Below are 23831 nucleotides of genomic sequence, written 5' to 3'. Positions count from 1 at the left end.
CGTGGACATCTGGAGCAGCATCGACGGGTTCTCGGAGCACCTCGCTTCCGAGCGTCGGCTGTCGCCGCAGACCGTTCGCGCCTACGCCTCCGATCTCCGGCAGCTCGCCGAGTTCGCCACCGGACGCGACGTCGAGCTCGTCGACGGCGTGACGCTGGACCTCCTCCGCGACTGGCTCTGGGCCGCTTCCGAGGCCGGCTCGTCCAAGGCGACGCTCGCGCGACGCACCGCCACGGCGAAGGCCTGGAGTGCCTGGCTCCTCCGCACCGGCAGGGTCGATTCGGACGTCGCAGCACGTCTCCGGAGTCCGAAGACGGGTCGGACCCTGCCACGCGTCGTCGGCCGGGGCCCGTTCGACGACCTCCTCGCGGGGCTCGAGGACCGCGCCGCATCGGGGGAGCCGAACGCCCTCCGCGACCTCGCCGTCGTCGAACTGCTCTACGCCTCGGCCCTTCGCGTGTCCGAGCTGTGCGGACTCGACCGGAACGACCTCGACCTCGACCGACTCACCGTCCGGGTCACGGGCAAAGGCGACAAGGAGCGGGTCGTACCGTTCGGCGTCCCCGCTCAGTCGGCGATCGTCGACTACCTCACGAGCGCCCGCCCGCAGCTGGTCGCCCGTGCAGCCGCGAACGACCGCGGACCGACGCCCGGCGCAGCCCTCTTCCTCGGCACGCGCGGAGGGCGGCTCGGCCCGCGCTCCGTATACACACTCGTCGCCCGGCTCCTCGACGCCGTGCCCGGTGGCGGTCCGGCAGGGCCTCACGCCCTGCGGCACACCGCCGCGACACACCTGCTCGACGGAGGAGCGGACCTCCGCGCCGTCCAGGAACTCCTCGGCCACGCGAGTCTCGCGACGACGCAGATCTACACGCACGTCTCCGTCGAACGCATCAAGGAGAGCTACCGCAACGCCCACCCGCGGGCCTGAGTCCCCGCGGTCAGCGGGAGCAGGACGGCCGGCGGCACCTCGCCGAGCAGCAGCATCGGATTGACGTAGACGCCGTCGAGCCGCACCCCGAAGTGCACGCAGCCGTCGGCGCAGTGCCCGCCGACGCCGACCGTCCCGATCGGTGCCCCACGGGTCACGCGGCTACCGACGTCGACCCAACCCACCACCGGCTCGATGCTCGAGACGTGTCCGTCGTCGTGCCGGATCACGACGAGTGGGCGGTCGACCACCGTCCCGCTGAACGTCACGACGCCGGCGGCTGCGGCGGCCACCGGCTGACCGAGCGATGCCGCGATGTCGACACCCCGGTGGCCGGCGCTGTACGGGTCGGGCGGCGCGACGAACGGCTCGGTGACGACGTGCGGGGGAGCGATCGGCCAGCTCCAGGCCGGCGCCGCTCCGGACGTGCTCACGGGTGCGAGGAGCACCAGGCAGGTGATGAGGAACCAACTGGCGATCGAGGTCATCATGATCCGAGCCTGACGGGCGCGGGCGAGCGAGTGCGGGTGGGGCGCCTCGAAGCGGGGGGACGGACCTGGTCGGACGGCCTGTGGAGCGCCGTCACCACAGTGGCCTGATGCTATGCTGAACGGAGCACCTCGCTCGTCGGGGTGACTACGCGTGCCATTTCGGCCACCACTTCCAATCGGTCCTCGCTCTCCGGAGCGTGGCGGACGTGCGCCGGGCACCAGGGACGAGGCCATCCGGTCCGTCAGACAACCGAGGCACTCCCACCCGTCCGCGTCAGCGGTGCGGTGGCGAGCGCAGAACAGGAGAACGGCTCATGGCCGTCGTAACCATCCGCCAGCTGCTCGATAGCGGCGTGCACTTCGGGCACCAGACCCGCCGTTGGAACCCGAAGATGAAGCGCTTCATCTTCACCGAGCGTTCCGGCATCTACATCATCGACCTGCAGCAGTCGCTCGGCTACATCGACCAGGCCTTCGACTTCGTCAAGGAGACGGTCGCCCACGGCGGCACCATCCTCTTCGTCGGCACGAAGAAGCAGGCGCAGGAAGTCATCGCCGAGCAGGCGACGCGCGTCGGCCAGCCCTACGTCAACCAGCGTTGGCTCGGTGGCCTCCTCACCAACTTCCAGACGGTGTCGAAGCGACTCGCCCGCATGAAGGAGCTCGAGGAGCTCGACTTCGAAGACGCCTCCAAGAGCGGCTTCACCAAGAAGGAACTCCTCATCAAGAAGCGCGAGCTGGACAAGCTCCACAAGTCGCTCGGTGGTATCCGCAACCTCTCGAAGACGCCGTCGGCGCTCTGGGTCGTCGACACCAAGAAGGAGCACCTCGCGATCGACGAGGCGCGCAAGCTCGGCATCCCGGTCATCGGCATCCTCGACACCAACTGCGACCCCGACGAGGTCACCTACCCGATCCCGGGTAACGACGACGCGATCCGTTCCGTCGGCCTGCTGACGCGCATCATCGCCGACGCCGCCGCCGAGGGTCTCATCCAGCGCCACCAGAAGCCGACCGAGGGCGACGCCCCGGCCGAGCCGCTCGCCGAGTGGGAGCAGGAGCTGCTCCAGGGCGGCGAGCAGGGTTCCGCCGAGACCGAGAAGGTCGCCGATGAGGCGATCGCCGCAACCGACGCCGTCGAGGCAGCCCCGGCTGTCGAAGACGTCGAGGTCGCTGCAACCGAGTCCGCCGCCGACGCCGAGGGCGCAGCTGCCGCCGTCGTCGCCGACGAGAAGTAATCAAGGAGGACACCAGCAATGGCCAACTTTTCTCTCGCTGACCTGAAGGTGCTGCGCGAGCAGCTCGGCACCGGCATGGTCGACACCAAAAACGCACTCGTCGAAGCCGATGGCGACGTCGAGAAGGCGACCGAGATCCTGCGTCTCAAGGGTGCGAAGGGCAACGCGAAGCGTGCCGACCGCTCCACGAGCGAGGGCCTCGTCGCCGCGAAGGAGAACGGCGACACCGCCACGCTCATCGAGCTCGCCTGCGAGACCGACTTCGTCGCGAAGGGTGAGAAGTTCCTCGCCCTGGCCGACCTCGTCCTCGACGCGGTCGTCGCCGCCGGCGCGACCACCGTCGAAGAGGGGAACGCGGCTCCCGCCGACGGCAAGACCGTCGCCGAGGTCATCGCGGACTCCGCTGCGATCATCGGTGAGAAGTTCGAGCTCCGCCGCCTCGCGGTGGTGCACGGTGAGCACTTCGCCGTCTACCTCCACAAGACCAACAAGGACCTGCCCGCGCAGGTCGGTGTGGTCGTCGGCTACTCGGGCGACGACGCGGAGACGGCTCGCAGCATCGCGCAGCACATCTCGTTCGCCAACCCGTCCTACCTCAGCCGCGACGACGTCCCGGCCGACGAGGTCGAGAAGGAGCGCGAGATCGTCACCGAGATCTCGAAGAACGAGGGCAAGCCCGAGGCCGCACTGCCGAAGATCGTCGAGGGCCGCGTGACCTCGTACTTCAAGCAGGTCGCGCTCCTCGAGCAGGACTACGCAAAGGACAACAAGCTGTCCGTGCAGAAGGTGCTCGCTGACGCGGGCCTCACCGTGACCGGGTTCGCCCGCTTCAAGGTCGGCGCGTAGCAGTTGTGACGGGGTCCGGATCGCCAGTGGCGATCCGGACCCCTTTGCGTGCGCGGGCATACCCGTGCACGTGGGATCGGTGACGATCCGGTCAGCGAGTCGACCACTGTCGCGGACAGCGGGCGGCTCCTGACGCTAAGTTGTGTGAGGGACGAGGAAGGACAGGCGGATGCCGGAGAAGAAGCGCAGGGTACTGCTCAAGCTGTCAGGTGAGGCGTTCGGAGGCGGCCAGTTGGGCGTCAACCCCGACGTGGTCGGGTCGATCGCCCGCGAGATCGCTGAAGCGACCGCCGAGGTCGAGGTCGCAGTGGTCGTCGGAGGCGGCAACTTCTTCCGCGGAGCCGAGCTCAGCCAGCGCGGCATGGACCGCGGCCGAGCCGACTACATGGGCATGCTCGGAACGGTCATGAACGCCCTGGCCCTCCAGGACTTCCTGGAGCAGGCCGGCGCCGCCACGCGCGTGCAGTCGGCCATCGCGATGACGCAGGTCGCCGAGCCGTACATCCCGCTCCGCGCCGAGCGCCACCTCGAGAAGGGTCGCGTCGTCATCTTCGGAGCGGGCGCCGGACTCCCGTACTTCTCGACCGACACCGTCTCGGCACAGCGCGCGCTCGAGATCGGAGCCGTCGAGGTCCTCGTCGCCAAGAACGGCGTCGACGGCGTCTACACCGCCGACCCCCGCGTCGACCCGACCGCGACGAAGATCGACACCATCTCCTATCAGGAGGCGCTCCAGCGCGGCCTCAAGGTCGTCGACTCGACGGCCTTCAGCCTCTGCATGGACAACGGCATGCCGATGCGCGTCTTCGGCATGGAGCCGGCCGGCAACGTCACGGCGGCCATCCGCGGTGCCGCGATCGGCACCCTCGTCACCTCCGCATAGGCGGCAGGGCGGCCAGGCCGAGGCCCGCCGCCCGACTAGACTGAACCCAGAAATGCAATCAAAGGAGTGCTCGTGATCGCGGATGTCCTCTCGGATGTTGGTACCCGGATGTCGAAGGCCGTCGAGGCCGCGAAGGATGACTTCGCCACGGTGCGTACGGGTCGCGCCAACCCCCAGCTGTTCCAGAAGGTCCTGGTGAGCTACTACGGCACGCCGACGCCGCTGGCGCAGCTCGCCTCCCTGCAGAACCAGGAAGCGCGCACCATCGTCGTGACGCCCTACGACAAGTCCGCACTGCGCGACATCGAGCAGGCGATCCGTGACATCCCGAACCTCGGCGCCAACCCGACGAACGACGGCACCGTCATCCGGGTCACCATGCCAGAGCTGACCGCTGAGCGTCGCAAGGAGTACGTGAAGATCGTCCGCGGCAAGGGTGAAGACGCGAAGGTGTCGATCCGCAACATCCGTCGCAAGGGCAAGGACGACCTCGAGGCGCTCAAGAGCGAGGTCGGCGACGACGACGTCGCACGCGGCGAGAAGGAACTCGAGGCCGTCACGAAGTCGCACATCGACGCCGTCGACGCCGCGCTGAAGGCCAAGGAGACCGAGCTGCTCTCCATCTGAGCCGCTGTCCCACCGCTGATTCCGTTCGCCGACCGGTCCCTCGACCGCCGGCACGCCCGCTGGAGGTACCTGTGGAAGACGATGTCGCTCCCGGGCGATCGAGCGATCCGTCGCAACCCGAACCCGGCCGGTCCGGGAAGTCGGGTCCGCAGGAATTGCGTTCCCAGCTGAAGGACCGCCGCGCGAAGTTCGAGCGGCAGGTCGACGCCAAACGTGCCGACATCGAACGGCAGGTCCAGGCGACGAAGGCGCAGTTCGACGCGACGAACGAACGCATCGAGGCACGCGTCGGTCGGAACCTCGTGAATGCCATCCTCATCGGGGTGGCCGCGGGCGGCATCATGCTCGTGAGTCTGATCATCTTCAAGGTGATCTTCGTCGTCCTGGCCTCGGCCGTGGTGGCCTTCGCCACGCTTGAGCTGCGGAAGGCCCTCGAGCAGACCGGGCGCCGGGTGCCGGCGATCCCGACCGTGATCTCCGCCGTCGCGATGCAGCCGGCGGCGTTCTTCCTCCACGACGTCTGGCGTTGGTCCGTCGTCCTGCTCGGCATCCTGCTCGTCATCGTCTGGCGCGTGGCCGAGCAGGCCATCGCTTCGAAGCGGACCGACCTTCCCACGCTCGTCCGCGACCTCGCGTCCGGGACGTTCATCCAGGTGTACGTCCCCTTCCTCGCCTCCTTCGCCGTGTTCCTGGTCGCCCAGCCCGAGGGCGAGTGGTGGACGCTGGCGTTCCTGATCCTCGTCATCTGCGTCGACGTCGGCGCGTATGTGAGCGGCCTGTCGTTCGGTAAGCACAAGATGGCGCCGGTGATCAGCCCGAACAAGACCTGGGAGGGCTTCGCCGGGGCGGGTGTCGTCTCGGTCGTGGCCGGTGTGCTGCTCGCGATCCTCATGCTCGGTGTGCCGTGGTGGGTCGGTGTCCTGCTCGGCCTGCTGCTCCTCGGCAGTGCCACGGTCGGCGACCTCGCCGAGTCGCTCATCAAGCGCGACATCGGCGTGAAGGACATGAGCTCGTGGCTTCCCGGGCACGGGGGATTCCTCGACCGCCTGGACTCGATCCTGCCGTCGGCGGTCGTCGCCTACGTGGTCTACCTGCTGTTCGGCGGACTCGCGGTCTGAGCTCTGGCCCGGTCCGATTTCGCCCGATCAGCCCCTCATGGGGGAGAATGGTCCGGTGAGCACGATCTTCCCCACCTCAAAGCGTTCGAAGCGTGGCTACGATCCGGCCGAGGTCGACGAGTTCCTCGACCGCGCTCGCGCCGCCTACGGGCAGGACGCCGACGCCGACGCGGATGCGACCCTGAGCGCGGAGGACATCCGGCACGTGGCGTTCCGGCTCGTCCGGGGCGGCTACAGCACCGAGCACGTCGACGCGGCGCTCGAGCGACTCGAGGACGCCTTCTCGCTCCGCGAGCGGGAACGGTCGGTCGAGGAGCGCGGCGCCAAGGAGTGGCTGCGCGACGCCCGCGGCACCGCGCAGGTCATCCTCAACCGGCTGACCAGGCCGGAGGGCCAACGGTTCCAGCGCGTGAGCCTGCTCGCCCGTGGCTACAGCCGGAAGGACGTGGACGCCCTCGCGGACCGCCTCGTCGCCTACTTCCACGACGGCACACCGCTCAACATCGATCGCGTCCGCACGGCCGTGTTCCGCAACGAATGGGCCGGATACCGCGAGTCGCAGGTCGACGCACTGCTCGACAGCGTCGTGGACGTCATGCTGGCGGTTCGCTGAGCGTCGGGCGACCAGGTGGCCTGATCAGGCATTCTCGGCTACCATCGATGCATCGTGCCTCAAGACTCAACTGACGTGACCCCGTGGAAACCATCAGCCCAGCCGAACACCGGTAAGGCGGTGCAGTCGTACCGTCGTCCGCGCTCTCGGGGCAAGAAGGTCCTCGGGATCTTCGCCGCGACGGCTGCATTCGGCTTCGTCGCCGTGACGATGGTCGACCCGACCTCGAGCGTCGTGGCGTCCTCCTATGCGGAGAAGCAGGCGCAGTTCGGTGGCAACGCGGCGCAGTCCGTCGTCGCGAGCTCGAACTACCAGTACACCTTCGCCCGCGACAGCTACGAGGTCGTCGCTCCGCCGCCGCCGCCTCCCGTGGCGACGCCGGCCGCGACCGACGGCGGTTCCTCGTCCACGGGCAGCGCTCCCGCGGCAGGCACGCCCGACCCGGGTACGGCTCAGGCGATCGCCTACGACATGGTCATGGCCAACGGCTGGGGCGAGGGCGAGTACAGCTGCCTCGTCTCCCTGTGGAACCGTGAGTCGGGGTGGAACGTGTACGCCTACAACGCCAGTTCTGGCGCCACGGGTATCCCGCAGGCGCTTCCCGGCTCCAAGATGGCCTCGGCCGGAGCCGACTGGGCCACCAACCCCGCGACGCAGATCACCTGGGGTCTCGGGTACATCACGAGTCGGTACAGCACGCCGTGCGGCGCGTGGGCCCACTCGGAGTCCAACGGTTGGTACTGACCGGAACCGCCTCCCGACACGGTCGTGGAGGCTGAGCCTAGACTTGACCCATGCCCCGACACCACCGCCACCGGCCACGGCCCGGCGACGACGAGGGTAACGGTCTCGAACGGCTGATGGCAGGGTGGAAACGCACCGAGGACCATCGAGACGGATCCTGGTTCGTCCAGCCCGTCAGCGGTTCCAGTGCGCAGAAGACCTACGTGTGTCCTGGATGCGGACAGTCGATCCCGCCCGGCACCGCACATGTGGTGACGTGGCGCGCCGACGGGGTCCTGGGCGACCAGGCCGACATCGCTGCCCGGCGGCATTGGCACTCCCACTGCTGGCGGATCCGGTGAACGCCCGCACGCCGCGAATCGACCCGACCACACTGCCCCGGAGGACTGACTCATGACCGACACCATCGAGATCCGTGGTGGCGCCGAGCTCCCCGCCGTCCGCGAGGAGATCGAGCTGCATACGGCCGACGGCCTCACCCTCGTCGGCGAGCTCGCGGTGCCGGCCGACGGCGAGATCGTCGCGACCCTGGTGACGCTCCACCCGCTGCCGACCGCCGGCGGGTTCATGGACTCCCATGTGCTCCGGAAGGCCGCGGCGCGCCTGCCTGCGCTCGCGGGGATCGCGGTGCTCCGCTTCAACACCCGCGGCACCTCGTCTCCTCGAGGGACGAGCGACGGCGCCTTCGACGGCGGCGTCGGCGAGCGGGCCGACGTCGAGGCCGCGCTCGCGTTCGTGGCCGAGCGCGGGCTTCCGCACCCGTGGATCGTGGGATGGTCGTTCGGGACCGAGCTGGCCCTGAAGTACGGGCGCGACCCGGCCGTCGAGGGAGTGATCCTCCTGTCTCCGCCGCTGCACCGCACGACGGAGGACGAGCTCCGGGCCTGGGCCGGCGACGACCGGCCGATGGTCGTCCTCGTGCCCGAGTTCGACGACTACCTCCGACCCGGGGAAGCGGCGGAACGGTTCGGCGTCCTCCCCGGGGTCACGCTCGTCCCGGTGGACGGCGCCAAGCACCTGTGGGTGGGGGAGAGCCAGACCCGACGCGTGCTCACCGAGATCGTCGCTGCAGTGCGTCCCGAGGCGCTGCCGCTGCCGACCCACTGGCCGGCTCCCGGCCTCCCAGCGGCCGTCTAGCCGCCTCTCAGTCATTTCCGATAGCCTGAACCACCTGCGTCTCCTGCCGGCCCGACCCGCCGGATCCCGTCGGACGCAGGATCACCCGCGTCGTTCCGACGCCAGAGGAGAGTAATCCGTGCGTTTCGTTCTCGCCATCGCCGCGTTCGTCGTGGCAGCCGTCATGATCGTGACGGGAATCGCGCAACGGACCGTGTTCCTCTCGCCCGGCACCTTCAGCCTGTCGACGACGGTCGACAGCGGAGACCGGTTCATCGTCATCCCCGGGAGCGTGCTGCAGTCGCAGCCGGGAGCGCAGTCCATCGTGGCGGGCGCGGGCGGCGACACGCAGGTGTTCATGAGCTACGGGCGCTCCGACGACATCACGGCCTGGCTCGGCGACGAGCCCTACAGCCGCGTGGGCGTCAACAGTGCCGGTACCGCCCTGACGACCACGACCGTCACGGCCGAGGCGGACGCCACCGACGACGACGGGGCGACCCCGAGTCCCGAGCCGTCGGCGACGCCGGCCCCCGAGGCCAGCGACGACACCACCACCGCCGAGAAGGGCCCGGACCCGCGCGGATCCGACCTCTGGCTCGGTGAGTACGACGAGGCGGGCGCGGTCATCGCGACGATGAACCTACCGAAGGACATCGACGTGCTCATCGCGACCGACGGCTCGGCCGCAGCTCCGGATTCCATCCGACTCTCCTGGCCACTCGACAACGCCACCCCGTGGGCCGGTCCGCTGATCGCCGGTGGCATCCTCGTCCTCCTCGCCGGCATCGTGCTCTACCTCTCGGGGATCCAGCGCATGCGTCGCTCGCGAGGCCCGCGTCGCAAGGGTCCGGGACAAGGACAGAAGGGCATCACGAAGATGTCGAGACAACCGAAGCCGCGCCGCCCCCGTGAACTCGGAGCCGGCAAGACGAAGCGCTCCCCGTTGCGCCGGTCACTCGTCGTGGGCGTACCGCTCGTCCTCATCGGGACCCTGGGCCTGAGTGGCTGCTCCCAGGACTACTGGCCGACCATCGGAGCGCCGTCACCGACGCCCACCGTCACCGCGACGGACCTGCCGGCCGACAGCCAAGACCAGGACTTCGCCGCGCCCGTCGTCACCGTGCCACAGGTCGAGCGGATCGTGTCGCGTATCTCGACGGCGGCGTCCGAGGCCGATGCTGCGCTCGACGGCACCGCTGCAGCCGTCCGGTTCTCCGGACCGGCTCTCGAGGAGCGCACGGCGAACTACGCCCTCCGCTCGAAGGTGGCCGACGCCGCCGGGGCGACGCCCATCCCCGCGTCGCCAGTCACGCTCACCCTGCCCCAGGCGACGGATGCCTGGCCTCGGACGGTCATGACCGCCATCCAGGACAAGGCCGACGAGACGGTGTCGCCGACGGTCCTCGTGATGACCCAGCAGGACCCGCGGTCGAATTACCAGGTCGTCTACGCGGAGAAGCTCCTCGAGGGCGCCCGACTCGAGAACGTTGCGCCCGCGACCATCGGTGCCGCGAGCGTCCCGCCGGACTCGAAGTTGCTCGTCATGCCGCCGGAGGAGATCGCCGCGGCATACGCCGACATCATCACCAACGGCGATGCGAGCACCTTCGCCGGCATGTTCAACGCCGATGGTGACGTCTTCCGGACGCAGGTCGCTGCGGACCGCGCCACGAAGGCCGCGAACCTGCCGACGACGGCGAGCATCGCCTTCTCGGCGGCCGCCGGTACCGGCCCGAACGTCGCACTGGCGACCAACGACTCGGGTGCGATCGTCGCCGTCAACGTGCAGGAGGGCGAGGTGGTCTCGGTGGTCACGGCCGGTGCTACCGTGAAACCTTCGGGTGCGGTCGCCGCGCTCTCCGGGATCACCGAGAGTGCGAAGGGGACGCAGGCCACCTACGGCGACCAGCTCCTGTTCTACGTGCCAGCCGTCAACTCCGGAGAGAAGATCACCTTGCTCGGATTCACCCAGACCCTCATCGCCGCATCGGAGCTCCCGTGAGTGCCGCGGAGCCGAGCGCAGCACACCTGCGCGGCGCCGTCGACCTCTCCGGCCTCGCTCGTCGCCACCAGACGCCGCCCGCGGGCGCGTCGACGCAGGCGGGCGCACCGGCAGAGGAGCCCGGCGCGACGACCGGCCAGACCGTCCAGGTCCCGTCCCTGGTCTTCGACGCGACGGACGACGGGTTCGGTCAGGTCGTCGAGCTGTCCTCCGTGGTCCCCGTCGTCATCGACCTCTGGGCCGAGTGGTGCGGACCGTGCAAGCAGCTCTCCCCGGTGCTCGAACGCCTCGCCGCCGAATACGCCGGCCGCTTCGTGCTCGCCAAGGTCGACGTCGACGCGAACCCGCAGCTCTCCCAGGCGTTCCAGGCGCAGTCGATCCCGATGGTCGTCGCCGTCGTCGGCGGACGCCCGGTGCCGATGTTCAACGGCGCCATCCCGGAGTCGCAGGTGCGCGATGTGATCGAGCAGTTGCTGCAGCTGGCCGGACAGAACGGGGTCTCCGGTCGGGCCGTCGTCGCCGAAGGGGACGCCGCAGCTCCAGCCGAACCCGTGGAGGAGCCGCTGCCGCCCCTCCACGCCGAGGCGTACGGAGCCATCGAGCGTGCCGACTACCCGACGGCCATCGCCGCGTACGAGAAGGCCATCGCGCAGAATCCGAAGGACGACATGGCCGTGGCCGGCCTCGCTCAGGTCCGTCTGCTGCACCGCCTCACGGGGAAGACCCTCGATGAGATCCGCGCGCGCGCCGCTGCTGCTCCCGCCGACCTCGACGCCCAGCTGGCCGTCGCCGACCTCGACCTCTCCGGAGGACACCTCGAGGACGCCTTCGACCGTCTGCTGACGCTGTTCCCCGACCTCGACCAGTCGCGTAAGGACACCGTCCGGACGCGCCTGCTCGAGCTCTTCCAGGTCGCCGGCGTCACCGATCCGCGCGTCATGAAGGCCAGGGCCCGGTTGACCGGCCTCCTCTACTGACCGACCGATGCACGACGAAGGCCCGCCTCCCGAGGGAGGCGGGCCTTCGTCGTGCATCCGGGTGCTGCGGAAGCCTGATCAGCCGACGTGCTTGAGCCAGATCATGCCGAGCGGGGGGAGCGTGAGCTCGGCGGAAGCCGGGCGTCCTGCCCACGGTGACGCCGACGCCTCGACCGATCCGTAGTTGCCCACGCCGGATCCGCCGTACTCCACGGCGTCGGTGTTGAGGAGTTCCTCCCACCGACCGGCGCGAGGCAGGCCGACCCGGTACGGGCCGACGGGGGCGCCGGAGAAGTTGACCAGTGCGGCGATCACGTTGCCGTCGTCGTCCCAGCGCAGGAAGGAGAGCACGCTGTTCTGCGCGTCCCCGGCGTCGAGCCATTCGAAGCCGGCGGCGTCGTGGTCCAGGGCCCAGAGCGCCGGGTGCTCCGTGTACACGGCGTTGAGTCGGGACACGAGGCCGAGCAGCGCCCGGTGGCTCGGCTGGTCCAGGATCCACCAGTCCAGACCGCGTTCCTCAGACCATTCGGAGGGCTGACCGAACTCCTGGCCCATGAAGAGCAACTGCTTGCCGGGGTGGGCCCACATGAAGGCGAGGTAGGCGCGCATGTTCGCGAGTTGCTGCCAGTGGTCACCGGGCATCTTGGCGAGGAGGGAGCCCTTGCCGTGGACGACCTCGTCGTGGCTGATCGGCAGGAGGAAGCTCTCGCTGAAGGCGTAGACCATCGAGAAGGTGATCTCGCCGTGGTGGTGTGACCGGTAGAGCGGGTCGTGCTCGATGTACTGGAGCGAGTCGTGCATCCAGCCCATGTTCCACTTCAGGCCGAACCCGAGACCGCCCGCGCTCGTCGGCGCGGTGACGCCGGGCCAACTCGTCGACTCCTCGGCGATCATGACGATCCCGGGGTTCCGCCGGTAGGCCGTCGCGTTCGCCTCCTGGAGGAGACTGATCGCTTCGAGGTTCTCGCGCCCGCCGTGGACGTTCGGCAGCCACTCGCCGTCCTTCCGCGAGTAGTCGAGGTACAGCATCGAGGCGACGGCGTCGACGCGCAGGCCGTCGACGTGGAACTCCTCGAGCCAGTAGAGGGCGTTGGCCACCAGGAAGTTCTTGACCTGGGGCTGCCCGAAGTCGAAGACGAGGGTGCCCCAGTCCGGCTGTTCGCCACGTCGCGGGTCGGGGTGCTCGTAGAGGGGCTGACCGTCGAAGTTCGCGAGGGCCCACTCGTCCTTGGGGAAGTGGCCGGGCACCCAGTCCATCAGGACGCCGATCCCTGCGCCGTGGAGACGGTCGATCAGGTATTTCAGGTCGTCGCTCGAACCGAAGCGGCTCGTCGGTGCGTAGTAGCCGGTGACCTGGTACCCCCAGGAGCCGCCGAAGGGATGCTCGGCGAGCGGCATGAACTCGACGTGCGTGTAGCCGAGTTCCGCGATGTACTCGATGAGCTGGTCCGCGAGGTCCCGGTAACCGAGCCCGGGACGCCAGGAGCCGACGTGCAGCTCGTAGACGCTCATGGGTCCGTTGTGCGGATCGCTCGCGGCTCTCCGATCGAGCCACGCCTCGTCGGTCCAGCGGTAGTCGCTGACACCGGTCACGGATGCGGTGGCGGGGGAGCGCTCGGTGAACCGGGCCATCGGGTCGGACCGACGGACCCAGTCGCCGCGCTGGGTCAGGATCTCGAAGCGGTACAGCTCGCCGGCGCCGATGGTGGGGATGAACAGCTCCCAGACACCCGTCGCACCCATGTTGCGCATGGCGTGCGCCGTGCCGTCCCAGGAGTTGAGGTCGCCGATGACCCGGACCGCGCGTGCGTGGGGTGCCCAGACGGCGAACGCGGTGCCGGCGACCGACTCGGTGACCCCACGCAGCTCGGTGACGTGGGCGCCCAAGGCGTCCCAGAGTCGTTCGTGGCGACCCTCGCCGATGAGGTGCAGGTCGAGTTCGCCGATCGACGGCGCGAACCGGTACGGGTCGTCGGCGTTCCAGATCGATCCGTCGCTGTAGCGGGCGTCGAGCGTGTAGTCGATGATGCCGTCGACGTGGAAGCCCTGCCAGATGCCGGCGCGGACGTGCGCGAGCTCGACGCGCGCACCGTTGGCGAGCACCGCCGTCACCTGCTCGGCCAGCGGGCGTCTGGCCCGGACGACCACGAGGGGGTCGCTCACCCCGCCCAGGTCGATCAGGTGCTGGCCCAGGATCTCGTGCGGATCGTGGTAGCGGCCCTCCGCGACGGCGTCGAGGATCCAGTCCTCGACGGAGGGGAGCGGGAGCTCCCGCGGCGCCGGTGTGGCGTCGACCGGCATCGGTGCTGCTCGACGGCCGGAGCGCTTCGGCGCAGCGGCTCCGTCTGGGGTCACGGGGCTGGTCGTCATGGTCGGATCCTCACGCTCAGGATGTGCACGGGCTCGGTGAAGGCGTCGAGGCGCACGAAGTTGCTGTCGGACCAGATCCACTCGGCTCCCGTGACGAGGTCGGTGACGTCGAAGCTACCGCCCGGGACGCCGCCGAACACGGTCTGGTCGAGGTGCACCATGGTCTGTCGGACCGAGTGCGGATCGAGGTTGGCGACGACGAGCAGGGTGTCGTGCTCACCGGTGCCGGTGAACCGCTGGTCGAGATGCTTGCTGAAGACGAGGATCTGGTCGTCGTCGCTCCAGTGGAAGCTGATGTTGCGCAACTGCCGGAGGGCGGGATGCGCCCGCCGGATCCGGTTGAGCAGGGTGAGGTACGGCGACAGCGAGGTGCCGGCGGCCTCCGCAGCGGCCCAGTCCCGCGGACGGTACTCGAACTTCTCGCTGTCGATGTTCTCCTCGGCACCGGGACGGGCGACGTTCTCGATGAGCTCGTACCCGGCGTAGACCCCCCACGTCGGCGCGGCGGTCGCAGCGATCGCCGCGCGCACCTTGTACGCCGCCCGGCCACCGAACTGGAGGTACTCGGTGAGGATGTCCGGCGTGTTGACGAACAGGTTGGGCCGGAGGAAGTCGGCGGTCTCGGTCGCCGCCGCGCCGAGGAACTCCTCGAGCTCCTCCTTCGTGTTGCGCCAGGTGAAGTAGGTGTAGCTCTGCTGGAACCCGACCTTCGCGAGACCCTGCAGCAGGGCCGGACGGGTGAAGGCCTCCGCCAGGAACACGACGTCGGGGTCCGTCCGGTTGACGGTCGCGAGCAACCACTCCCAGAAGTCGAGCGGCTTGGTGTGGGGGTTGTCGACGCGGAAGATGCGGACGCCGAGCGAGATCCAGTGGCGGACGATGCGCAACACCTCGGCCCGGATGCCCTCCGGGTCGTTGTCGAAGTTGACCGGGTAGATGTCCTGGTACTTCTTCGGCGGGTTCTCGGCGTACGCGATCGTGCCGTCGGGGAGGGTCGTGAACCACTCGGGGTGCTCGGTCACCCAGGGGTGGTCCGGCGACGCCTGGAGGGCGAGATCGAGGGCGACCTCCAGGCCGACCTTCTTCGCCTGGCGGACGAAGGCGACGAAGTCCTTCTCCGTGCCGAGGTCGGGATGGATCGCGTCATGACCGCCCGCGGCACCACCGATCGCCCAAGGTGAGCCCGGGTCGTGCTCGCCGGGCGTGAGCGTGTTGTTCGGTCCCTTGCGGAACGTCACGCCGATGGGGTGGATGGGCGGCAGGTAGAGGACGTCGAACCCCATCGCGGCGACGGCCGGCAACCGCCCGGCTGCGCTGCGGAAGGTGCCCGACGTCCACGAGCCGTCCGGGTTCCGCTCAGCACCCTCCGACCGTGGGAAGAACTCGTACCAGGAACCGACGCCGGCCCGGGTGCGCTCGACGCGGACCACTCGCTCGTCGCTCGTGCTCGTGAGACCGGCGAACGGCCGGCGGTCGGCGATGGCGAGGAGTTCGGGGTCGTCGAGCACCGCGAACCGGGCTTCCGGCTCGGCCTCGGTGTCGCGGAGGAGCTTGGCGGCGGCGGTGAGGAAGCGGCGGTCCTTCGCCGGGCGGAGCTTGTCCGTCGCGGCGCGCTCGAGGAGTTCGGCGCCGATGAGGTACATGAGCTCGACGTCGACACCGGCCTCGATCTTGACCCGGGCGTTGTGCTCCCAGGTTGCGAACTCGTCGGCGAAGGCACGGACCTGGTACCGCCAGGTGCCCTCCGTCGCGAGTTGGACCTCGACCTCGAAGCGGTCCGTGCCCGGGGCGCCGGGGGACATCCGATGCGCGACCGTCTTGCCGCGCGGGTCGGTCAACAGGAGCTCGACGCCGATGAGGTCGTGCCCTTCGCGGAACGCGGTCGCGCCGAACGGCACCACCTCGCCCGAGAACGCCTTGGCCGGCCAACGGCCACCTTCGACCGAGGGCGTCGGATCCAGGATCGGGATGCGCCCGATGTTCGGGGACAGCGTGAGCGACACCGGCCCGGCGTCGTCGACGGTGGAGGACTGCGGTACTGACTTCGGCATAGTGCGTTCCATCTCCTTCGGTGCCACTGGTCCGACCGTACCGCGAAACGACCACCGATGAAGGGGCGCGCGGGGTGTCGCGCGTCATGCTAAGGCCTCGGGTGCTGCCGTGTCCTGAGCGGCCACCGCGGTTGCCCTAGAGTGAGCGCGTGAAGGCTATCCGCAGGTTTACCGTCCGCGCGCTCATCCCCGAGTCCCTGACCTCGCTCACCGCCCTCGCTGCGAACCTGCGGTGGTCGTGGCACGAGCCGACGCAGCGCCTGTTCGACGAGATCGCACCGGACGTCTGGCGCGAGTCCGACCATGATCCGATCAGCGGCCTCGGACTCGTGACACCGGAGCGACTGGCGGAACTCGCCGCCGATGCGGACTTCGTCGGTCGGGCCGACGCCTTGCACGCCGGCCTCCGCCGGTATCTGGAGGAGCCGCGGTGGTACCAGGGCCTCCCTGACCCGAAACCACAGACGATCGCCTACTTCTCGCCCGAATTCGGTATCGCCGCGGCCTTGCCGCAGTACTCGGGTGGCCTCGGCATCCTCGCCGGCGACCACCTGAAGAGCGCGTCAGACCTGGGGGTGCCGCTCGTCGGCGTGGGCCTCCTCTACCGCTCCGGATACTTCGCGCAGTCGATCACGAACGACGGCTGGCAGCAGGAGTCCTACCCCGTGCAGGACCCCGACGGACTCCCGGTCGCGGTGCTCCGGGAGCCGGACGGGACACCGGTCACCGTCACCCTGGCGCTCCCGGACGACCGGAGCCTGTCGGCACGGGTCTGGATCGCCGAAGTCGGTCGGGTCCCACTGCTGTTGCTCGACACGGACATCCCCGAGAACGTCGCCGAGCTGCGCGGCGTGACGGACCGGTTGTACGGCGGTGGCGGCGAGCATCGACTCCTGCAGGAACTCCTCCTCGGCATCGGCGGCGTCCGAGCGATCAAGCAATGGAGCGAGCTCACGGACCACGCGCTGCCGCAGGTCTACCACTCCAACGAAGGCCACGCCGGTTTCCTGGGGCTCGAGCGGATCAGCGACCTCGTCGGGAACGGACTCTCCTTCGACGAGGCGCTGCAGCTCGTACGCGGCGGGACCGTCTTCACGACACACACCCCCGTTCCGGCCGGGATCGACCGGTTCGACCGTGAGGTGATCACGCGCTACTTCAGCGGTGACCTGCTTCCGGGCGTCGCCGCACAGGACGCCCTCGCACTCGGCGACGAGACGGCGAACGGCGGCTCGGCCGAGGTGTTCAACCTGGCGATCATGGGCCTGCGTCTGGCGCAGCGCGCGAACGGCGTCAGTCGGTTGCACGGTGAGGTGAGCCGGGCGATGTTCCGAGGGCTCTGGCCCGGCTTCGACGTCTCGGACGTGCCGATCACGTCGATCACGAACGGTGTCCACGCCCCGAGCTGGACGGATCCATCGCTCATCGACCTCGCCGTGGACCGGTGGGGGACGACCGACACGAGTCGGGCGGACTGGTCCGATCCGTCGCTCTCGGACGCCGAGCTCTGGTCGCGCAAGCACGGGATGCGGGAGCGCCTCGTCGCCGACGTGCGGCGCCGGATCGCCGATGGGTATCGGACCCAGAACCCGCAAGCGGTGCTCCCGTCCTGGATCGACGAACTGCTCGACCCCGAGGTGTTGACGATCGGGTTCGCCCGGCGGGTGCCGAGCTACAAGCGGCTCACCCTCATGCTGCGCGATCCCGACCGACTGCGCGCGATCCTGCTCCACCCCGAACGGCCCGTCCAGATCGTCGTAGCGGGCAAGGCACACCCGGCGGACGACGACGGCAAGCGGCTCATCCAGCGCCTTGTACAGTTCGCCCAGGATCCCGAGCTCCGATCGCGCATCGTCTTCCTGCCGGACTACGGCATCGGGATGGCCAAGACGCTCTACCCCGGCTGTGACGTGTGGTTGAACAACCCGCTGCGTCCCCTCGAGGCCTGCGGGACCTCCGGCATGAAGGCCGCACTCAACGGAGCACTGAACCTGTCGATCCTCGACGGATGGTGGAACGAGTACGCGGACGGCGAGAACGGTTGGGTCATCCCGTCGGCGGACGGGGCGGCGGACGACGAGGAACGCGACGCCCTCGAGGCCACGGCGCTGTACGAGATCCTCGAGCACCAGCTGGTACCGCGGTTCTACGAGCGCGAGGACGACGGGCTGCCGCAGCGCTGGATGCAGATGGTGCGACACACGATCTCGACGCTGTCCGAACCGCTCAGCGCCGACCGCATGGTCCGCGAGTACACGGAGCGCATGTACCTCCCGGCGGCGGCGATGGAGCGCGAGCTGAACGCGTCCGATCAGCAGCGGGCACGCGAGCTGGCAGCCTACAAGCAGCGGGTGCGCGAGGCCTGGCCACAGCTGGCGGTCGCCCATGTCGAGAGCGGCGGTGTCGACGCGGTCCCGCAGGTCGGTGACGTGCTGCGGCTGCGCGCCTACGTCCAACTGGGATCGCTGTCACCCGAGGACGTGACCGTCGAGGTGGTCTACGGGGTGCCCGGTGCCGGGGGTGAACTGCTCGACATCCGGACGCAGCCGCTCGAGCAGCAGCAGTCCCCGTCGACGAGTCGGCCGGAGCACACACTCGAGTACGCCGGAACGCTTCCCCTCGATCGGGCCGGCGGGTTCGGGTACACGGTGCGCATCGTGCCGAGACACGAGCTGCTCCTCACCCCCGCGGAACTCGGGCTCGTCGCCGTGGCGGACCAGTAGGGCGATCCCCTCCGACGCGCCGGTGCGACCCTCGGACCGGTGCGTCGAGGGATCCGACTATCTGGCGATCCGTGCGACGGCGGCGGACACTGCCGATGCGAGGTCGGACGGGGCGAGTTCGAGGTCGAATCCGCGCCGACCACCCGAGACCAACACCGTCTCGTGCTCGAAGGCGCTCTCGTCGAGCACCGTCGGGAGCGCGGTGCGTTGCCCGATCGGGCTGATGCCGCCGACCACGTAGCCCGTCTTCCGCTCGGCGACGGCAGGGTCCGCCATCGTCGCCCGCTTCCCGTCGAGGGCCGACGCGAGCGCCTTGAGGTCGAGTTGGTCGGCGACCGGGACGATCGCGACGACGAGCGACCCGTCCACCTCCGCCAGCAGGGTCTTGAACACCCTGGGCGGGTCGACCCCGAGCGCCGTGGCGGCTTCGAGACCGAAGGCCGTCACCGACGGGTCGTGTCGGTAGGAGCGCGGGGTGAAGGGGATGCCCAGCGAGGTCAACGTCACCGTCGCCGGGGTGCCGCCTCCCTCGGCCCTCCGTTTCGCCATCGTCAGACGGCTCGGAAGAGCTGCATCGACGTGGCCGAGACCGGGACCGTCTGGCCGGGGACGAACTGCTCCTCCTCGGACGTCGGTGCATCGTCCGCGGAGTTCCAGATGCGCACGAACGCGGTCACGCCCTCGTGCTGGGGCAAGGTGACCTCGACCGGCTGCTCGACGCCGTGCACGATGAGCAGCACGCGGTCGAGCTCCTCGGACTCCGGCGTGCTGGTCGAGAAGAACTGCAGTGTCCGGTTCCGGGGACTCGTCCAGTCCTCGGTGCTCATGGTCCCGCCCGAGGCGTCGAACCAGTCCATGACGCTCGCGCCGGGCACCGTCGTCCCGGCGGCGGCGAAGTGCTCCGGTCGGAGGGCGGGGTGTTCGCGCCGGAGTTCGAGGAGCCGGCGGCTGTGCGCGAGCAACTGGTCCTGCCAGGGCTCCCTCGTCCATCCGACCCAGGTCAGCTCGGAGTCGTGACAGTAGGCGTTGTTGTTGCCACGCTGACTCCGCCCGAACTCGTCGCCAGCGGTGAGCATCGGGACACCCGCCGACAGCAGGAGCGTGCCGAGCAGGTTCCGCATCGCCTTGCGACGAGCGGCGAGGATTGCGGGGTCGTCCGTCGGGCCCTCGGCACCGTGGTTGAAGGAACGGTTGTTGTCCGTCCCGTCGCGGTTGGACTCGCCGTTCCCGACGTTGTGCTTGACGTCGTACGAGACGAGGTCGGCCAGGGTGAACCCGTCGTGGGCCGTGATGAAGTTGACGGAGGCCAGCGGACCGCGCTCAGCGGAGAAGGTGTTGCTCGATCCGGCCAGACGGGTCGCGAACCCACCGATCCCGACCGGGGCGTCCGCCCGTCTCGCGTAGTCGATGTCGGAGAGCCAGAAGTTGCGGACGCGATCCCGGTACCGGTCGTTCCACTCGTGCCAACCGGCGGGGAAGTTCCCCGTCTGCCAGCCGCCCATCCCGACGTCCCAGGGCTCGGCGATCATCTTCGCGTCGACGAGCGACGGGTCGTGGACGATCGCCTCGAGCAGGGGGTGGTCGGGCGTGAACTCGACCGCCTCGTTCCGACCGAGCGTCGCGGCGAGGTCGAACCGGAAGCCGTCGATCTGCACCTCGTCCGCCCAGTATCGCAACGAGTCGAGCACGAGCCGTTGGGGGACCGGATGGCCGAAGTCCACGGTGTTGCCGCAGCCCGTCACGTCGATGTAGGCGCCGGTGGCGTCCTGACGGTAGTAGGTCGCGTTGTCGATGCCGCGGAAGCTCGTGCGGGGGCCGCCGGGCCCCTCCTCTGCGGTGTGGTTGTAGACGACGTCGAGGATGACCTCGAGGCCGGCCTCGTGCAGCAGCTTCACCATGCCCTTGAACTCGCGGAGGACCTCGTCCGCGCCTCCCGCCTGCGCCGTCTTCGTCGCATAGGAGGCGTGTGGACTGAAGAAGTTCAGGGTGTTGTAGCCCCAGTAGTTGACGAGGCCCTGCTTGATGAGACGCTGCTCAGAGGTGAACGCGTGCACCGGAAGCAGTTCGACGCTCGTCACCCCGAGGTCGTGCAGATGCGCGATCATCGCGGGGTGGGCGAGGCCCGCGTACGTGCCCCGCAACTCCTCCGGAACGTCGGGGTGCAGCTTGCTCAGCCCCTTGACGTGCGCCTCGTACACGACGGTCCGGTCGAGCGGGATACGGGGTTTCTGCACACCGCCCCAGTCGAACGCGTCGTCGACGACGACGGACCGCCACTGCTCTGCCGACACCCGGGCGAGGCCGCGGGCGTAGGGGTCGAGCAGCAGGAGGCTCGGGTCGAAGGCGTTGTTCGGCGAGGACGGCCCGGAGGCGCGGACCGCATAGCGTCGGCCGAGCACCAGCTCCTCGGAACTCCCACTCCAGACACCGTCGTCGTCGCGGGTCATCTCGACCGAGTGGGTGATCCAGTTCAGATCCTTGTCATCGAAGATCACGAGTTCGAGGGCATCCGCATGCTCGGACCACACACGGAGCTCACCACCGGACGGGCCGAGGCGGACGCCGAGATCGTGGAAGGGGTCACCAGCGTTCATGGGTTCTACAGTAGTGAGTGCGGGAGTGCGCGAAGATCCGCGGACAACGCGGCGAGGGGAGGAGCGGCATGGTGGTGTACCTGGACCACGCCGCGACGACCCCGGTGCGATCCGAGGTGATCGAGGCCTACGCGTCCGCGATGGCGACCGTCGGCAACCCGGCCTCCATCCACGGCCCCGGGCAACAGGCCCGCCGCCTCCTCGAAGAGGCACGTGAGCGGGTCGCGGCGACCCTCGGATGCGACCCCATCGAACTCGTCTTCACCTCCGGCGGCACCGAATCCATCAACCTCGCCCTCAAGGGGCTCTACTGGCACCGCCAGCAGGATCGACGACGCGCCGCCGTGCTCGCACCCGCGGGGGAGCACCACGCCACGCTCGACACCGTCGAGTGGCTCGAGCGCCACGAGGGTGCATCCCCGCTCTGGATCCCGCTCGACGACCTCGGCCGGGTCTCACTCGACACGGCGGCCGCGCGCTTCGCCGACCACGGCCCCGACATCGCCGTGGCGACGGCGCTCTGGGCGAACAACGAGGTCGGCACCATCCAGCCCGTCGTCCGGCTGGCGGCGCTCGCCGCAGCGTCCGAGGTGCCGTTCCACCTGGACGCGGTCTCGGCCTACGGACACCTCCCCATCGACCTCGCCGACCTTCGCGCCGCATCCGGATCCGTCGGTGCCGATGGTCTCGTCGCGCTCAGCGTCTCCGCGCACAAGATCGGTGGTCCCGTGGGGATCGGAGCCCTGGTCGTGAGTCGCGCAGCCGTGGTCGAGCCCTTGCAGCACGGTGGCGGACAGCAACGCGGACTCCGCTCCGGTACGCAGGACGTCGCGGCAGCCGTCGGATTCGCCGTCGCCGCAGAGCTCATGGCGCTCGAGCGGACCGCGGAACAGCAGCGTCTCAGCGCCTTGCGCGACCGACTCGTGGCCGGCGTGCGGGCGACCGTTCCGGAGGCCGAGCTGACGGGTGATCCCAGCGAGCGACTCGCGTCGAACGCGAACTTCGTGTTCCCCGGCGCACAGGGGGACTCGATGCTCTTCCTGCTCGACCTCGCAGGGGTGGCGGTCTCGACGGGTTCCGCCTGCCAGGCCGGCGTCCCGGAACCGTCGCATGTCCTGCTCGCGATGGGACGCCCGGAGACCGAGGCCCGATCGGTCCTCCGGATCACGCTGGGCCGGACGACGACCGAGGGCGACGTGGACGACTTCCTCCAGGCGCTGCCGCGCGCGTACGCGCAGGCGAGTCGGGCCGGTTCCGCCGACCGCGACACGGCACTGGGCGCTCGTCCCTGAGCAGCCCTCCCGTCGCTGCTTGCGGGTGGCCGTCCGGCGGCTGGCGCGTAGACTTGCCCGGTGAAAGTTCTGGCAGCGATGAGTGGCGGAGTCGACTCCGCCGTGGCAGCGGCACGCGCCGTCGACGCGGGCCATGAGGTGGTCGGCGTCCACCTGGCGCTCAGCCGGATGCCGGGTACGCTCCGGACCGGCAGTCGCGGGTGCTGCACCATCGAGGACTCGATGGACGCCCAGCGTGCGGCGAACCTGATCGGCATCCCGTACTACGTGTGGGACTTCTCGGAGCGCTTCAAGCTCGACGTGGTCGACGACTTCATCGCCGAGTACCGCGCCGGCCGGACCCCGAACCCGTGTATGCGATGCAACGAGAAGATCAAGTTCGCCGCGTTGCTCGAGAAGGCGCTCGACCTCGGGTTCGACGCGGTCGTGACCGGCCACTACGCCACGATCGTCACGAGCCCCGAGGGTGATCGAGAACTGCACCGGGCGAGTGCCTGGGCGAAGGACCAGTCGTACGTCCTGGGCGTGCTCACCGCCGAACAGCTCGCGCACTCGATGTTCCCGCTCGGGGCGACGCCGTCGAAGGCCGAGGTCCGTGCCGAGGCCGCTGAGCGCGGCTTCACGGTGGCGAACAAGCCCGACAGCCACGACATCTGCTTCATCCCCGACGGCGACACGAAGGGCTGGCTGGGGGAGCGGGTCGGTACCGAGACCGGCCAGGTCCTCGACCGCGACGGAGCCGTCGTCGGTTCGCACGAGGGTGCCCACGCGTTCACCGTCGGCCAGCGCAAGGGCCTGCACCTCGGCGTGCCGGCGCCGGACGGACGTCCCCGCTTCGTCCTCGAGGTGCGTCCGAAGGACAACACGGTCGTCGTCGGGCCGAAGGAGGCGCTCGCCATCGGCGAGATCGCCGGCTCTCGCTTCACCTGGGCTGGGAGGGCTCCGGAGGTCGGTGCCGAAGCGATCCCGTGCGACGTCCAGATCCGTGCGCACGCGGACCCGGTCCCCGCCGCGCTGACGCTCGTCGGTGGTGAGCTCGTCGTCCACCCGGAGACGCCGCTCGACGGCGTCGCTCCCGGACAGACCGCCGTGCTGTACAGCGGGACGCGCGTCCTCGGTCAATTCACGATCGACCGCACCGTCAGCGCGGTACCCGTCGGAGCCGCCGCCTCCGCCTGACGACCCCGGAACGACGGAACGCCCGACGAGCCA

20 protein-coding genes are annotated in these 23831 nt (G+C 69.5%); 15 read left to right on the top strand and 5 right to left on the bottom strand.

Annotated elements, in window-relative coordinates:
* Position 1 precedes the first annotated feature (1 nt).
* A complete protein-coding gene (locus QRN44_RS11780) occupies positions 2–931 on the top strand; it encodes a tyrosine recombinase XerC (RefSeq protein ID WP_285039207.1) in 930 nt (309 codons plus the stop codon).
* On the opposite strand, the gene QRN44_RS11775 is transcribed toward QRN44_RS11780, so the two are convergent.
* Positions 904–1422, bottom strand: a complete 519-nt coding sequence (locus tag QRN44_RS11775) for a M23 family metallopeptidase (RefSeq protein WP_285039206.1) — start codon at positions 1420–1422, stop codon at positions 904–906. The two genes, QRN44_RS11780 and QRN44_RS11775, sit on opposite strands and share 28 nt — an antisense overlap.
* 314 nt (positions 1423–1736) lie before the next feature.
* On the opposite strand from QRN44_RS11775, the gene rpsB reads away from it, so the two are divergent.
* From rpsB to QRN44_RS11720, 11 genes are all read left to right on the top strand, one after another.
* Complete coding sequence (gene rpsB, locus QRN44_RS11770) at positions 1737–2660, top strand: 30S ribosomal protein S2 (protein WP_064295105.1); 924 nt, start codon at positions 1737–1739, stop codon at positions 2658–2660.
* An 18-nt stretch (positions 2661–2678) separates the two neighbouring features.
* Positions 2679–3506: a translation elongation factor Ts gene (gene tsf, locus QRN44_RS11765; RefSeq protein WP_079002272.1), complete on the top strand. Its 828-nt coding sequence runs from the start codon at positions 2679–2681 to the stop codon at positions 3504–3506.
* Between the two features lie 169 nt (positions 3507–3675).
* Positions 3676–4389 (top strand): UMP kinase, encoded by a 714-nt coding sequence (gene pyrH / locus QRN44_RS11760; RefSeq protein ID WP_056006822.1) that lies wholly within the window; start codon positions 3676–3678, stop codon positions 4387–4389.
* Positions 4390–4461: 72 nt separating this feature from the next.
* Positions 4462–5016, top strand: a complete 555-nt coding sequence (frr, locus tag QRN44_RS11755; protein WP_064295107.1) for a ribosome recycling factor — start codon at positions 4462–4464, stop codon at positions 5014–5016.
* A 155-nt stretch (positions 5017–5171) separates the two neighbouring features.
* Positions 5172–6134: a phosphatidate cytidylyltransferase gene (locus QRN44_RS11750; protein WP_254628156.1), complete on the top strand. Its 963-nt coding sequence runs from the start codon at positions 5172–5174 to the stop codon at positions 6132–6134.
* 55 nt (positions 6135–6189) lie between these two features.
* Positions 6190–6747 (top strand): DivIVA domain-containing protein, encoded by a 558-nt coding sequence (locus QRN44_RS11745; RefSeq protein WP_285039205.1) that lies wholly within the window; start codon positions 6190–6192, stop codon positions 6745–6747.
* 75 nt (positions 6748–6822) lie between these two features.
* On the top strand, positions 6823–7491 hold the full coding sequence (locus tag QRN44_RS11740) for an aggregation-promoting factor C-terminal-like domain-containing protein (protein ID WP_285039204.1): 669 nt from the start codon (positions 6823–6825) through the stop codon (positions 7489–7491).
* A 50-nt stretch (positions 7492–7541) separates the two neighbouring features.
* Positions 7542–7832 (top strand): Rv1322 family protein, encoded by a 291-nt coding sequence (locus tag QRN44_RS11735; RefSeq protein WP_071260877.1) that lies wholly within the window; start codon positions 7542–7544, stop codon positions 7830–7832.
* Positions 7833–7884: 52 nt separating this feature from the next.
* Positions 7885–8628 carry an alpha/beta hydrolase gene (locus tag QRN44_RS11730; RefSeq protein WP_285039203.1) on the top strand — a complete coding sequence of 248 codons (744 nt, stop codon included), beginning with the start codon at positions 7885–7887 and terminating at the stop codon, positions 8626–8628.
* Positions 8629–8746: 118 nt separating this feature from the next.
* The gene (locus tag QRN44_RS11725; RefSeq protein WP_285039202.1) at positions 8747–10612 is read left to right on the top strand and encodes a DUF8094 domain-containing protein; all 1866 of its coding nucleotides are present in this window, start codon (positions 8747–8749) and stop codon (positions 10610–10612) included.
* Complete coding sequence (locus tag QRN44_RS11720) at positions 10609–11589, top strand: tetratricopeptide repeat protein (protein ID WP_285039201.1); 981 nt, start codon at positions 10609–10611, stop codon at positions 11587–11589. The genes QRN44_RS11725 and QRN44_RS11720 overlap by 4 nt, the downstream gene beginning before the upstream one ends.
* A gap of 78 nt (positions 11590–11667) precedes the next feature.
* Here QRN44_RS11720 and glgB read toward each other — a convergent pair whose 3' ends face one another.
* Together glgB and QRN44_RS11710 are read right to left on the bottom strand one after the other, a co-directional pair.
* Positions 11668–13890, bottom strand: a complete 2223-nt coding sequence (gene glgB / locus QRN44_RS11715; protein WP_285039359.1) for a 1,4-alpha-glucan branching protein GlgB — start codon at positions 13888–13890, stop codon at positions 11668–11670.
* Positions 13891–13955: 65 nt separating this feature from the next.
* Complete coding sequence (locus QRN44_RS11710; protein ID WP_121290249.1) at positions 13956–16010, bottom strand: alpha-1,4-glucan--maltose-1-phosphate maltosyltransferase; 2055 nt, start codon at positions 16008–16010, stop codon at positions 13956–13958.
* A gap of 149 nt (positions 16011–16159) precedes the next feature.
* Between QRN44_RS11710 and glgP the strand changes: the two genes are divergently transcribed.
* Entirely contained in the window at positions 16160–18733 is a 2574-nt protein-coding gene (gene glgP / locus QRN44_RS11705) for an alpha-glucan family phosphorylase (RefSeq protein WP_285039200.1), read from the top strand.
* 57 nt (positions 18734–18790) lie between these two features.
* Here the strand turns inward: glgP and ybaK are convergent, their stop codons facing one another.
* Both ybaK and glgX read right to left on the bottom strand, forming a co-directional pair.
* Positions 18791–19282: a Cys-tRNA(Pro) deacylase gene (gene ybaK, locus QRN44_RS11700; RefSeq protein WP_285039199.1), complete on the bottom strand. Its 492-nt coding sequence runs from the start codon at positions 19280–19282 to the stop codon at positions 18791–18793.
* Positions 19283–19284: 2 nt separating this feature from the next.
* Entirely contained in the window at positions 19285–21327 is a 2043-nt protein-coding gene (gene glgX / locus QRN44_RS11695; protein ID WP_285039198.1) for a glycogen debranching protein GlgX, read from the bottom strand.
* A 68-nt stretch (positions 21328–21395) separates the two neighbouring features.
* Here glgX and QRN44_RS11690 point away from each other — a divergent pair, with 68 nt between their 5' ends.
* Both QRN44_RS11690 and mnmA read left to right on the top strand, forming a co-directional pair.
* Positions 21396–22619, top strand: a complete 1224-nt coding sequence (locus QRN44_RS11690) for a cysteine desulfurase family protein (protein WP_285039197.1) — start codon at positions 21396–21398, stop codon at positions 22617–22619.
* Positions 22620–22679: 60 nt separating this feature from the next.
* Positions 22680–23798: a tRNA 2-thiouridine(34) synthase MnmA gene (gene mnmA / locus QRN44_RS11685; protein ID WP_285039196.1), complete on the top strand. Its 1119-nt coding sequence runs from the start codon at positions 22680–22682 to the stop codon at positions 23796–23798.
* Positions 23799–23831 lie beyond the last annotated feature (33 nt).

Source organism: Plantibacter sp. lyk4-40-MEA-4, from assembly GCF_030209415.1.
Lineage (GTDB): Bacteria > Actinomycetota > Actinomycetes > Actinomycetales > Microbacteriaceae > Plantibacter > Plantibacter flavus_A.
Note: the sequence above shows the minus strand (reverse complement) of the source record. Positions and strands in the feature narration are given on the sequence as shown.